The organism is Candidatus Saccharimonadaceae bacterium ML1 (assembly GCA_030253535.1).
Lineage (GTDB): Bacteria > Patescibacteriota > Saccharimonadia > Saccharimonadales > Saccharimonadaceae > Saccharimonas > Saccharimonas epibionticum.
Genome location: CP124550.1, coordinates 352,201 through 365,488, shown reverse-complemented (window position 1 = coordinate 365,488; position 13,288 = coordinate 352,201). Strand labels below are relative to the sequence as shown.

Annotated in this window: 11 protein-coding genes; 5 read left to right on the top strand and 6 right to left on the bottom strand. The window is 51.0% G+C overall.

Going from position 1 to position 13,288, the window contains the following annotated elements:
• Positions 1-402: 402 nt before the first annotated feature.
• Together SEML1_RS01875 and SEML1_RS01870 are read right to left on the bottom strand one after the other, a co-directional pair.
• Positions 403-1,128 (bottom strand): ribosomal RNA small subunit methyltransferase A, encoded by a 726-nt coding sequence (locus SEML1_RS01875; protein WP_376754365.1) that lies wholly within the window; start codon positions 1,126-1,128, stop codon positions 403-405.
• A 15-nt stretch (positions 1,129-1,143) separates the two neighbouring features.
• Positions 1,144-1,530: a DUF4332 domain-containing protein gene (locus SEML1_RS01870; protein ID WP_376754364.1), complete on the bottom strand. Its 387-nt coding sequence runs from the start codon at positions 1,528-1,530 to the stop codon at positions 1,144-1,146.
• Between the two features lie 106 nt (positions 1,531-1,636).
• Here SEML1_RS01870 and SEML1_RS01865 point away from each other — a divergent pair, with 106 nt between their 5' ends.
• Entirely contained in the window at positions 1,637-4,036 is a 2,400-nt protein-coding gene (locus SEML1_RS01865) for a phosphoketolase family protein (protein ID WP_376754363.1), read from the top strand.
• 13 nt (positions 4,037-4,049) lie between these two features.
• On the opposite strand, the gene SEML1_RS01860 is transcribed toward SEML1_RS01865, so the two are convergent.
• Complete coding sequence (locus SEML1_RS01860) at positions 4,050-4,625, bottom strand: GDSL-type esterase/lipase family protein (protein ID WP_376754362.1); 576 nt, start codon at positions 4,623-4,625, stop codon at positions 4,050-4,052.
• Positions 4,626-4,733: 108 nt separating this feature from the next.
• Here SEML1_RS01860 and SEML1_RS01855 point away from each other — a divergent pair, with 108 nt between their 5' ends.
• The 4 genes from SEML1_RS01855 (at position 4,734) to SEML1_RS01840 (ending at position 8,464) form a co-directional block, all read left to right on the top strand.
• The gene (locus SEML1_RS01855) at positions 4,734-6,080 is read left to right on the top strand and encodes a class I SAM-dependent RNA methyltransferase (protein WP_376754361.1); all 1,347 of its coding nucleotides are present in this window, start codon (positions 4,734-4,736) and stop codon (positions 6,078-6,080) included.
• 1,203 nt (positions 6,081-7,283) lie between these two features.
• Positions 7,284-7,592 (top strand): hypothetical protein, encoded by a 309-nt coding sequence (locus SEML1_RS01850; RefSeq protein ID WP_376754360.1) that lies wholly within the window; start codon positions 7,284-7,286, stop codon positions 7,590-7,592.
• A 6-nt stretch (positions 7,593-7,598) separates the two neighbouring features.
• A complete protein-coding gene (locus SEML1_RS01845; RefSeq protein WP_376754359.1) occupies positions 7,599-7,901 on the top strand; it encodes a hypothetical protein in 303 nt (100 codons plus the stop codon).
• Between the two features lie 155 nt (positions 7,902-8,056).
• Positions 8,057-8,464: a hypothetical protein gene (locus tag SEML1_RS01840; RefSeq protein ID WP_376754358.1), complete on the top strand. Its 408-nt coding sequence runs from the start codon at positions 8,057-8,059 to the stop codon at positions 8,462-8,464.
• A 682-nt stretch (positions 8,465-9,146) separates the two neighbouring features.
• Here SEML1_RS01840 and SEML1_RS01835 read toward each other — a convergent pair.
• The 3 genes from SEML1_RS01835 to SEML1_RS01825 all read right to left on the bottom strand — a co-directional run bounded on the left by SEML1_RS01835 (position 9,147) and on the right by SEML1_RS01825 (position 13,284).
• Positions 9,147-9,878 carry an NUDIX hydrolase gene (locus SEML1_RS01835; protein WP_376754357.1) on the bottom strand — a complete coding sequence of 244 codons (732 nt, stop codon included), beginning with the start codon at positions 9,876-9,878 and terminating at the stop codon, positions 9,147-9,149.
• 557 nt (positions 9,879-10,435) lie between these two features.
• Entirely contained in the window at positions 10,436-12,793 is a 2,358-nt protein-coding gene (locus SEML1_RS01830; RefSeq protein ID WP_376754356.1) for an HAD-IC family P-type ATPase, read from the bottom strand.
• On the bottom strand, positions 12,793-13,284 hold the full coding sequence (locus SEML1_RS01825) for a hypothetical protein (protein ID WP_376754355.1): 492 nt from the start codon (positions 13,282-13,284) through the stop codon (positions 12,793-12,795). Before SEML1_RS01825 ends, SEML1_RS01830 begins: the two co-directional genes overlap by 1 nt.
• Positions 13,285-13,288 lie beyond the last annotated feature (4 nt).

Below are 13,288 nucleotides of genomic sequence, written 5' to 3'. Positions count from 1 at the left end.
ATAGATTATTTTTACTGTTAAGCAACTCTCTGAACTCTCAAAATGTCAACACCCCTGCCATGGAGTGGCAGCCGAGCCACCAGAAAACACCCTTTACAACTAAAAAAGAAATTCGGCGGGGAAAATCTCAAAAAATAAGGTAAAGGGGTTTTGGCGGGGCGCAACACGTCTTGCTCACGAAGGCGTTAGGGCTGAGCCTGCGCGGCTTAGCCAGTATTACGCCGGAAATAGGTTCGAGCAAACTTGTAAAGTGAGCCATTTTAGAGAGTAGACCCAATATAACTTGCTCAAGGCACGGCAACTATTATACCACATCAGAACACTGCATTAAAACCACACGCTATCAAGACAATATTCATTTCAGCACACATTTCATTACGATTATTTACCACTGTTGTGCATTCATTTTTTGCGATAGTCCTGGTGTGCCCAAAAACACGCCAGCCATTGCTGAGTATTTAGCTGCGAGGGCTTTAAATCGCCGCGATAAACCCGCCGAAATGCCCGCGGGTCGTGGTAGCAGGCATAGACGAAGCTATGAAAATCGCGCGCCTTGGTGGGGTCGAGAAGGGGCTTAGAACGCAATTTTAGCTCTAATAACACCGTATCAACCGCTGGCGGCGGCGTGAAATCGCTGCGACGCAGCGGACGGCGAATCCGCACCGCCCACCATGGCGCCAATGCTTGTCCGAGCGCGCTATGAAAATGCGGCGAATCAAGCACCAATTTTTGCGCGAACTGCTTTTGCACAATCAAATACATCGCGCGCGGCGGATTATCGGCGAGCGCCAACTTGGTGATAATCTTTGAACTCAGCGAAAAGGGAATATTCGCAAACACCTTGTACGGCTGGCGCGGCAGCTTAGCGCGCAAAAAATCCTGCGCTACGATTTCCACGTTGCTATAGTGCGCCATATTCCGCCGCAAAAGTATAAGCGCCTGCGGCTCATTTTCGTACGCTACCACACGCGCCGCCCGCCGCGCCAGCACTGCCGAAATCGCACCGCTGCCCGCGCCAATGTCAATCACCGTGTCGCGCCGGCGGATATTGCTATAGCCGACTAGCTCGCCGATCAGCCGCGAACCGCGCAAGAAATGCTGCCCATGAGTTGCTACACGCCGTTTCATACCCTTTAGTATAATCTAATGGTGTACGATTTTTGGCAATTTTTTCGCTTCAGCGATAAATGCCGCTATCTCGCTGTACGTTATCCGCAGATTCGTTTCGCACGCGCATAATTCATATACCGCAGCGGCAGCGCGATACGCAAGCTTTGGCACGGTAAGCACGCCATTTTTACATAAGCATTCGGCGCACAGCGGTGTCATTCCTGCGATACGCAGCAAGTCAGCTTGGTGCACCCAGCGCTTTACTACATGATCGTCTAGCCCCGACCGATCGGCGAGCCACATTCGACCGGCCGATGTTGATCCAGCTAAGAGTAGATGTTTTATCGTGTACACACCCGCCCGTGCTAGACGCTCTGCGTCTTGATGAGTTAATGAAATAATATCCGTCAGCTTGCTCATAATCGCCTCCTGATAATATTTACTACCATTTACAGTATACCGCAACAACCCAATCCAGCACAATGCTCTAGCAAAACATAACCATAAGCTTTATAATACAGTTAATATGAAGACGCACGATAAACAATCTATCAAACAATACTTGCGTGCAGTTGATTACCTGACTGTGGCGCAAATCTTTCTAGCAGAAAACCATCTACTCAGCCGCGACGTTACATTTGACGACGTAAAGTCGCGCATTTTAGGACACTGGGGCAGTGGACCGGGGATTAATTTCGCATACGCGCACCTCAGCTACTTCGCAAAACAACACGATCAAGATACGATGTTCGTGCTTGGTCCGGGGCATGGCTTTCCGGCATTGCAAGCCAACTTGTTCCTTGAAGGCACACTTGGGCATTTTGATCAAAGCATGCAGCCGAATCTCGCCGGTATCCGCAAACTATGCCGTGAATTTAGCTGGCCGTACGGGTTTCCTAGCCATTCAAACCCCGAAACGCCCGGCGTCATTTTAGAGGGGGGGGAGCTTGGCTATGCACTTAGCACGAGCTATGGTGCCGCGATGGATAATCCCAACCTACTAGTAGCATGCTTAATAGGAGACGGTGAAGCAGAAACCGGTCCAACCGCTGGCGCATGGCATTTGAACAAACTGCTCAATCCGCGCAAAGACGGCGTCGTATTGCCGATTCTTCATCTCAACGGTTACAAAATTTCTGCGCCAACCGTATTCGGGCGTATGAGCAATTACGAGCTAATGACGCTATTCAGCGGCTACGGCTACGAACCTCGTATTGTCGACGCGACGAAAGAAGGCGTTGACCCGCACGACGAAATGGCAGCGGCGCTTGAATGGGCGCATGCGCTCGTCGCGGAAATTCGCGCTAGCAGCGACAAAATTGCGCCGCGTATGCCGATGATTGTTATGCGCACGCTCAAAGGATGGACGGGTCCAAAAGAGGTTGAAGGTAATAAAATTGAGGGGAACTGCCTAGCACATCAGACTGTGCTCAGCGAGGCAAAGTCCGACCCTGAACAACTGAAGATCTTAAACCACTGGCTAAAGAGCTATAAGTTTAACGAGCTGTTTAGCGAGCTCACCGGATTTGGAGATTTCGTAGGCGATATTTTGCCAGGCACGCCCGAAAAACGCCTCGGCATGAGCAAGCATGCGCACGGCGGCGATAGTGTTTATAAACCGCTCATATTACCGAATGTAGACGACTTCGCCGAAGATGCCGAAACACCCGGCACAATCGGCTCAAGCAGCATGCGCCGCGCCGGCGCATATCTGGCAGAAGTCTTCCGCCGAAATGCTGAGAGCAAAAACTTCCGCTTCATGAGTCCGGACGAAACGTACTCGAACAAGCTTGACGAAATTTTCCAAGCCACCAGCCGCAGCTGGCAGTGGCCGATCATGAGCTGGGACAAAGATCTCTCACAAGACGGGCGCGTCATGGAAATGCTCAGCGAGCACAACATGCAGGGCTTGATGCAAGGCTACGTCTTGACCGGCCGCCACGCGATGTTCGCGAGCTACGAGGCGTTCCTGCAAGTTGTCTCAAGCATGGTTGATCAATATGCTAAATTCCTCACACAAAGCCGTAGCGTCGCTTGGCGCGGCACGATTCCGAGCCTAAATTACATTCTTACCTCAAGCGGCTGGCGGCAAGATCACAACGGCTTCAGCCATCAGAACCCCGGCTTTATTGACGACATTCTGCGCCGCCAAAGCAACTTCTCGAACGTTTACTTTCCATCAGACGGCAATGTCACGCTCGTATGCCTTGAAGAAATGTTATCAAGCGTACGCCAAATCAACGCGCTCGTTGCCGGTAAAACGCTTGAGCCACGCTGGTTATCAACCGAATTAGCACGCCAGCAGGTCAGCGAAGGTTTGATGATTTGGGATTTCGCTAGCGATGAAAACCCAGATATCGTAATGGCGGCTTGCGGCGACTACCCGACAAAGGAAACGATGGCAGCAATTGATATCATCAAAACCGAATGTCCAGCTGCAAGAATCCGCTGCGTCAATGTGTCCAGCCTAACAACCATGGGACTTGGTACGCTGCGCAATGTTGCGACGCAGAAGAAATTCGACGAGATTTTCACCCACGACAAACCGGTTATCTTCAATTTCCACGGCTATCCGCAAACACTTAAGTCGATTCTATTCAACTATGACGTGCATTCGCACCGCTTTGACATTCGCGGCTACAAGGAAATCGGCAGCACGACGACGCCGTTTGACATGCACGTACGCAACGAGACCAGCCGCTACGATCTCGCGATCGCTGCACTGCGACAGCTCGGACGGCGCGGCGTCATGCCATTTGAAGAAGCTGAGCACCGCGCCGCAATCTACCAAGCGAAAATCGACGAAAACACCGCCTACATCAAAGCAAACGGCGTTGATTTACCAGAGATTGACGCCTGGGTATGGCCAGCAGCGCGCGGCGAAGCGCAAACCGCCGAAGAAGCGTGGCACGGGCAAACAAACTAAGGCGTTGTTTCCGTTACAGCTTTTTTCGAATGTAATTTCTGACTATTTTTGCAACTCTGTCGTGCCCGCGCGGTGAAAAATGTAATCCGTCAGACAGTGGAAGCCTACCCAGCACAATCGTATCGCCCAGCTCGGCACGACGCGTTATTAGCTGCTGCTGTACCGCAAGCGACTCCGATGTAAATTCCGGCCCAGATGTATCGTCAACCGCAAACGGTGGTGGCAAAATATATACGACGCGCACACCACTAGCGCATTCAGCATACCATGTTAGATTAGCTATGATATCATCGGCCGTTCGGTGAAATCGTTGCTGCAAATCATTCGTACCAAGCGCAATGACCACCAAGCCAACAGGAAGCGCCGCATGCAAACACTCAACAAAAGAATCATGCCCATTCTTATGCGGCTTGTCGGTACGAAAATTGCCCGCAACGCGTCCGCATACGCCATTAGTATTAATATCCGCCCTCCCGCGCAACATGCGACGCACTTGATTCGCCCAGCGGCGATTATGTGGTATGCGGCTTCCTCCAAAACGCGCGCCCCATACATTTGAATCGCCATATATCAAAATTCGCTGCCTCATTTTCCGCACAACGCCCGCCTTTCACCCCAAATCATTATTTTTTCCATTGTAGCATAAACTCTAGCGCTCAGACTTTTCAAGCATCTACAAAACCGGTAAGATAGGGTGGTGAAACAACCACGATACGAAACAGTAACGCTCGAAAAGATTGTCGGTGGCGGGCAAGCGCTCGGAACACTAAGCGATGGACGCAAATGTTTCGTGTGGGGTGGATTGCCAGACGAAACCGTGACATTTCGCGTAACAAAAAAGAAAGCGCACTTTATTGAAGGCATCGTCACCGAAGTCCTACACGCCTCGCCCGAGCGTATTGCGCCGCGCGACGCCAGCAGCTACCTGAGTACAAGCCCGTGGCAAATTATGACGTTTAGCGCTGAACAAAATTACAAGGCAGCGTTGATCAAGGAAGCCTTTGAGCTGCACAACGTTGTACTGCCGCACAAAATAGACGTGTACACCGATAGGCGCAAATTTCAGTATCGCAATAAGGTAGAATTTAGCTGGTTTAGCGAGAGAGCAGGCGAATCGTACCCCGATACGCTTGACCTCGCGTTCTTCCGCCGCGGCAGCAAGGGCAAAATTATCGTCAATGAATGCAGTTTGTTGCCGTCTGGAATCATTACGCTCGCGCATAGTATCCGCGACTTGCTACACCGCAAGCACATCTCCGCGCGCCAATTAAAAACATTACTCATTCGCAGTAACCAGCAAGGGAGCTGCGTTTGGCAGCTGTATATAAAAGATAGGCTGCCAAATATCATCACACGCGAAGAAACAGAAATGTTGCCCGCGCAGGGCGGGGAAATCATCTATTCTGACCCACGCAGTCCAGCTAGCCGCATCACCGCACGCCTCGCAAAATTTGGCGACACTACACTCACCGATACGGTTCTTGGCACGCCATTCCGCTACGCCTGCGAAGGATTCTTTCAGGTAAATATACCTGTGTACGAGCAAGCTTTGCGTGATATGCAAGAGTGGGTTTCCTATCCAAAATGTACAACGCTTGCTAATAATGACACCGGCGGAGAGAACCTCCCAGTAATTGACCTTTACGCTGGCGTCGGTACGATCGGGTTGACTATCGGCGGTGATAACGCCACGCTCATCGAAATCAATGAGTCCGCCGTCGCTGAAATGCAGCGCAATATTACCGCCCTCGGGCGCGCCAATGCCCGCGCTGTCCTCGCTCCCAGTGAAAAAGCTCTCGACTTCATCACCCCCAACCACGTTGTTATCGTTGACCCGCCGCGCGCCGGCTTGCACGCCGACGTCATCGCCAAATTACTCGAAACTGCGCCGCCGCGCATTATCTACCTCAGCTGCAACCCCGTTACCCAAGCCCGCGACACCGCTCTCCTCACCGAGGAGTACAACATCCGCGCCCACCGCGGCTACAACTTTTTCCCGCGCACGCCGCATATTGAACATCTGGTTGTGTTAGATAGAAAATAAAAAGTATCGCTTCTATCAATAACCTGTTTGTCGAGCGGGCAGATCATTCCGTTTATAGCTGGCGCGTAGGCCTCGGGATCATCAATGGTGCTGGACGAGACATCTTCTCAGGGAGGAGAGAGGCGCGACATGGTGTTCACCGGGCGCGAGCATGCGGAACGCACTCGGACGACCGTAGGAGAACTGTCTCAGAGGGGTGGCTGCCTGCTGGGTACCGGGAGCGGACAGTGGCTCTGCCTGCGTCTCCGCCGCTACCTATTCTCGACCAGAGCGACGGAGGCTAGACCCTGCTGGGAGCGTCCCCGCATAGTTTGCGCGGGGGTTGCGCTCCGGTCTGCTGAGAGTTCACGGTTCGGTTGCGGTCAAGCGGATCGTGATAAGACATAGTAAAGATAGATGCACCTGGAGGCGGTGAAGTTCTAGCCGCACGGCATGCGTATTGCTATAAATGATCCCATTGTTTATAATGGTCGGCATAGTTAAATGGAGTAATTTAGTTATGACCGAAGCAATACCACCGACACCAAATCCTGAAGCCGAGACTGGGCACGAGAGCATTCCAGAGGTTGTTGCGAGGGAGATGGGGGATCGGGCTGTTGGAGCGGTTTGCCCGCACTGTCATCATAGAAATGGATTTACAATGACTGTCACAAGTCCCGATACAAGTAGGGCCAAGACTAGTTTAGACCGACTTGCAATTGTACGAGTTTCAGAATCTGATATTTCACCTGAAGAGGAGGCGCGAGCAATAATTGAGCATGTCATGAAAAAGTCATCAATCTACCGAGAGATTCGCTTACGCTCACAAGAAGCGCAGAGGGAGCAGGATGCCAAAATAGCCCGCGTCAGTTAGTTGATCGATCCTCCATGCGAGAAATTCGAACAGTAGCGGAAGCCTTCAGGTCTGCTCAGTGCGTGAGTATATTTGCGGAGCAGGTGTAACTCAAGATAGAACAGGATTGAGTTGGAGCGTCCTTAATCAAGAACTCGCAATTGAGTCAAAAGATAGAGCCCGTAAATACATAGAATCTATTTTGAATGCCAAATGTGACGACGAGTTATTTCAAAAATGGGAAGATATTCTTGAAGAATTTTATCTTTCCGATAAAGTGAGAGAATGAGGTAAAAGCCTCGGTCACTCGAACGTTAATTAGCTCTACGGCTGTTACGAACAGCGAAGATGAAGAGAACACTTTCAATAGTATGATTTCCAAGGTGCTTTATCGCGGTTCTGGATGGAGCCGCGGGAGGTTCCTTGACAGTATTGTCGAGTTGTGCTGTTATCTGGCAAGTTCTGGAAAATCTGTCAATATTCTCACCACAAATTACGATGATTATATAGAAACAGCACTCACAAAAAGAATTAGACGAAGCTATGAAGATGCTGTTTCCAAAGTAAGTAAAAATACTTGGTTGGACTACGATGTCAGTATTATGATGGATCGCGCCAGCGAACAGAGTATATACTTCCCGGTGAAAAACGTTTTACCGCGTATAGGTACATCACTTTAATGTTTAATGTATATATACGAGAAAATCAGTCATGATGGTAAAACAGAAGGGTTAATTGTATTGTCTGAGTCATCCTATGTTGGCTCAGAATCAAGAACGCGAAAAACCATTGAATGCTCTCTGGCTACAGGCTCCACCTTGATTTGTGGTTCAAGTTTGTCCGATGCTCCTTTAGTAGCGTATCCATTGGATGTTCGAGATGAAAGCCAAGCGGAAAAATATGTGCTTACGCAAGGTGATGAATTTAAGAAAGAGGGCGTATTACAACTCAGTACTAAACTTGCTAGGATTACTCAGCTTGGACTTTAAGCGCTTACTCACAGGAATCGTGCACATTGCGCGCAGGTAGTTGGAGATATTCTAGTAAATTCCAGGCGGATCGAAGGTGCCGATCCTCGATACCTGTATACTGCAGAGAATCGTACGCCCTTTGGCGCAATAATGCCCAATTCTGGAATCAACGCATGGCTGAAGTAACCTATACTCTGCTGGCGCAGTGTCGGGAAGAGGTACTTCGTCCTGTTTTTGATGAAATATACAAAGCAAAAGAGGTTATTAAAGTTGAGTGCTGGTTATACAATGAACGCAATGGCGAAGGAGAGGAGCCAGATCCGAATCTTGTTCTTCGCGCTAATACATTAGGACCTATTGTAGACTTTGCTTCCTCGCGGAGAGAATTGATTTATCGCTCTAACGCACCTGCTAATGTTTCCTCGGTACGAGCTTTTTGTGAAGGTCACCCAATTGCGTGCGATCTTGAAAAACTAGGGTTCGACATGGGCGGATCACGATGGAAAAGTTACTTAGCAGTACCTTTCTCGCCAACTCAACAATATGGGCAGCCTTTCCGTATGTCGGTGTCATTACGGTAGCATCTACGCCTACTCCACCGCCCAAGTCTAAGAGACGTTTTTTCGATTCAAAAATGCCGTCATCGCAACTGGGAAGAAAAGTTCATGGATTTGGAGATCTAACACTGCCGAACTGATAGAGGTGTCGAATATACTTAGGAACTATGGGAGTTTTATAGCAGATATGCTGTTGGATGAAAAATTGAGAGATCGTACGATCAGGAAGCAGGAAGCAGGAAGTTTACAACTCGGTCTCTGAGTAATGCTTAGATTGTTGCCACACAAAATAGAATAGTTTTCTGCCCTCAGCGTTCCCCTCACTCATCCCTGGACTGTTCGCTTCTCCTAGCGTTGTCTGTCCTGTAGGCCGTCTCATCGTCCACCGAGCGGCCCTACGGACAAGACGGCCCACCCCGTCAGGCAAGGAGGTTCGGCTATGTCCGCAGGCAAACATCCCGTACAGCCATGAAGCCACCAGGGACAGGAGGAAGGACTACGAGATCCGTGCCCATCGTGGTGCATCGTTCCGCGCGATGGTGCTGGAATATATAAATTACAGCAACTCTTCCTATTTCTTAGTCTAAGCGGTAGTGAATGGTGACAGAGGGCGGGTAGTCTTTGTCCACCGCCGAAAAAGTGTGCCAACCCCCACGCAAACAGAGTTGGTTCACTAATTTATCTGTTGGCAAGCTTTTTTACGGTATCAAAATTCGTCGCCGTAATCACACATCCGCTCGGTAAGCGGCACGCTGTCTAAACACGCCGCTATTTCGGTTTCAAAACCTTTATACTTTTTCGACTCTAACGCCATATCTTCAAGCGTACGCCATGTATTACGCCCGCCGTCAAATTCCACTTGCAGTTCGCCGCTAAACCGATCGCAAAACATCAGTTGGAACAATTTGTCCTCAATGATTTCGCCCGCCGCTTGGCGCCGCACGCGCTCATGGTATATGCCGCGATATTCAAATACACCGGTTAGTCCGGTTTCTTCTTTTAGCTCGCGTACGGCAGCGTCTCGCAGCGTTTCGCCCCAACGAACCTTGCCGGTCGGTGCGCCCCAAAAGCCGAAGTAGGGGTGTTTCAGCCGTTTCTGCAGTAAATATTCCATCATATGCGTTTTGGAATTATACCGTTCAACGACGAGCAGCACAGCGACTTTCGGCTGCCGTTCAATCACACCGGCGTCGGTGTCGAGCTTATTAGCGTACTCCTTGCCCGCAACACTGAGCTGGTACACGCTGCCGATTTTGTCGACATAACCCAGCTCGACCAGCCGTTTGATATGAAATTTCACATGATCGCTTTCTAATCCGCTGGCTTTTTGCAGCTCGGCGAAGCGTGCTGCCGGCATAAATAACAGCTCCCGCAAAATCTTGGTCTGCGCCGGGTGGAGTCCTGCTCCGCGCGCTATTGCTTTCTCTATTTTCGCCATTTCACTGCCCACTGTAGCGCACATTTCGCCGCGAGGCTAGGGAAATCAGCTTCCGGAAGCTGATTTTTTGATATTATGACATAATTTTTGTAAAAAGTATTGACTTTGTCGTCTTTATATGATATATATATTAGCCTTTTTGATAGCACCAGCTATCACGGCACCTCATAGAGATAATAGAAAGGAGATCGGTAATGTTTACCGTTCTTGTTGTCTTTTTGTTCGTTTTCTCCCTACCTCTCCCCGGGCTAGTGATGTATACCGTAAACGAAGCGACTGCTTCATCTAAGTATAACAAAATGGCTCGCGAATGAGCGGCAACGGCAGCATTCGCTGTCGCGTTGTCGATACAAGTGTGCGTCATCGAACACACACGCTCAGTAGCAGCGCTGCTGATTGCCGGTACCACACTAGCTTTCAACCTAATTACCTTTCAGGGTATAGGAGAGGAGGAAGAGAACTAGATGCCCTTCGCACCCAACTGGTGGGTGCAAAATAAATTAACCAGTAAAACCGTCTGAAGTCCAGGCGTCCCCGCACGGGTTACTCGTGTGGGGTTATTTCTTTTTGAGATCTGGATTGGATGTAGTATCTGACGTGCGCGATACCCCGTCCATACCGCGCTCAATCCTCAAGCCGGCGCGCCCAGCGATGATATACTGCACAACCGCTACAGCCGCTACAATCGCCGCGCCAGGCCACAGTAACGCCACATTTGGCGCAGTGAAGTCAAAAAAGCGGCGCAGCGGAACAATTGCGAAACCGGCAATTGCCACCACCGCAACTGCCGCCAGGTACAGCGCTCGCGCCAACTTTGCGCGATTATCAAGCGTAACACCGAGCATAATTCCCGCCAAAAACACGAGATACACGCCAAAAAACGTCGCGATGAGCACCGTCATCGTGGCGGCCTGCGGCGGCTGGACGCCAGGCGTTTTCAACATAATCCAATATACAGCTGCAATCGTCAAGCCTGTGAGGATCGCGATCGGCGCAACCGCCCGCAGCGTATCGCGCCAAAAACCACGCGGATCCACACGGTGCTCGGGCGAAGGCGGAAACAGCGTCCACATAATTGTCGGCATCGTCACGAGAAAGATATTCAAAAACGTCACGTGGCGCGGCGCATATGGATAGACAACGCCAAGCATAATCGTCGAAAATAATAGCACAACGCCGTAGATAATCTTATGGAAGAAAAGAATCGCGATAATTTCAATCGCCTGAATAATCCGATTGCCGAGCTGCATACCAGCCGGCAGCGACGTGAACGAGTTGTTCAGTAAAATCAGGTCGGCAACGCGGCGGCTAGCAGGCGCACCAGCACGCATAGCGACGCCAAGATCGGCTTGCTTAAGCGCAAGCGCATCATTCACGCCATCGCCAACCATACCAGTGAATTTACCTTGATTGCGAAAATGGGCAATCAGGCGCTCTTTCTGCTCCGGTAAGACACGCGCAAAGATCGTGTGCTCGTCGGCAGCACGCATAAAGGCTTCGTCGCTTAATTTTGCCAGCTCGGCGCCCGTAATTGACTTTTCGGGGTTATGAATGCCCGCTGCCCGCGCAATATACTGCACTGTGCGCGGATTATCACCGCTGATCACACGGATCGACACGCCATGCCCTTGCAAAAAACGCACCGTATCCTGTACGCCATCGCGTAAGCTATTGCGCAGTATAACGATTCCAAGCGGTCTGCCCGAACCGCACGCAAGGTTTTTAAGCGGCGTTTTTGCGTCAGAGAACCCAGCAAGCAGTAGCACGCGCATACCGCGCGACACCCACGAGTCAATTTGTTTAGACTGCACATCGTTCAATGGCGCAAGTTTCGCTACAAATTCCGGCGCCCCCATAACGAACGTACGCGTCTTGCCGCTTATTACCGCGCGGACACCTGCTAGTTTGCGCGCCGACGAGAAGGCGAGTACGCCGGTAATATTCGCATCAAGCGGCGGATTAGCCGCCGCCAGAATTGCTGCCGCCGTAATATTACCGCCGCCTGTTTCACGCGCCACCAGTGCTGCTAGGCGAGCAACATCAGTGCGCGCGTCAAACGATTCGCACGATTCTAGCGTTACTTCATCGCTCGTTAGCGTACCAGTTTTATCTACGCAGAGCACGCCAAGGAGCGCCATCGCCTCAATCGCCGATAACTTTTGCGGCAGCACTTTTGCCTGCGCCAAATGCAGCGACCCAAACGCTAGCAGCAGGGAACTTGCGAGCAATAGACCCTCAGGGATCACTGTCACCGACGCAACGGTAATTGTTTTCAAAATCTGTATCGAATCAAATCCAGAAAAATAATAGCTCACGAAAATTAGCAGCGATAGTACAATTGCACCGTATGTCAAAAAAGTAATCGCCGTCTGGATCGCGCGCTGCAGCGGCGTAAGCGCCGGCGTGTAGCGCTTCAGCACCGCGCTAATCGCACCAGCGCGCGTATCTGCCCCAAGCGCCCGCACAGCGACCACGCCGTCGCCCGCCGTCACAACAGTTGCAGCGTATACGCGGTCATGCGCTGATTTCTCAACGGCCGCCGATTCACCGGTCAGCATGCTCTCATCTAGTTCTAGCCCGTGCGACCGTGTTACGTCGCCGTCTGCCGGCAGTTCATCGCCCGCACGAATGTGTAGTATGTCGCCGAGCCGCAATTTATCATACGAGATCTCAACGATTTTGCCCTTACGCTCCACGCGCGCAACCGGCGCATTCATTAGTTCCAGCTTTTTCAGTACGCGTTTGGCGCGGATTTCCTGCACGACACCAATTACCGTGTTAATAGAAATCACCACCGACATAAACCATGCATCGCGATACTCGCGCACGTAGAGCAACGCGCCCGCCAATACAAAAACCGCCAGTACGACGGGCGAAAGCACATTCCGCTTTATGATTTCTGCGTAATCACGCATCAGCTGGTCAGGATCCTCCGGTATGCTAGCTTCACCGCCGGACGCCAACCAGTACGCGCGTCATGATCGGCGCAATAAATCATATCGTCTTTCACCTCGTTGATGATGAGAAGCGCCGGGCAATACGGCGCAAGCGTACGGTAATACCGCAAGTCATCCGGCTGAATATCGCGGCGACCTGGATAGATAGCGACGAATTTGCGCCGCGCAACATCGTCAAAGTACATCGGGCGGCCTCGCGGCGGCACAAACATTTCCACGCGTACGCCCATGCGCGTCGCCATTTTTTTGATATCGCCGAGCGTTAAATGCGCCGGACCTTCAATATAGCAATACAATTGGCGTTTTTTCGACAGAAAAAACGTCGCCTGCGCGTTCTGCCCGCAATCAAGGCGCTGCGCGACTATCGCGTCGACTTCAATCGGCATGCCAAACAACTCGTTTGCCGCCCGCTCCAGCGCCAAACTATCAACCAACTGGTCGGATTCCATAGGA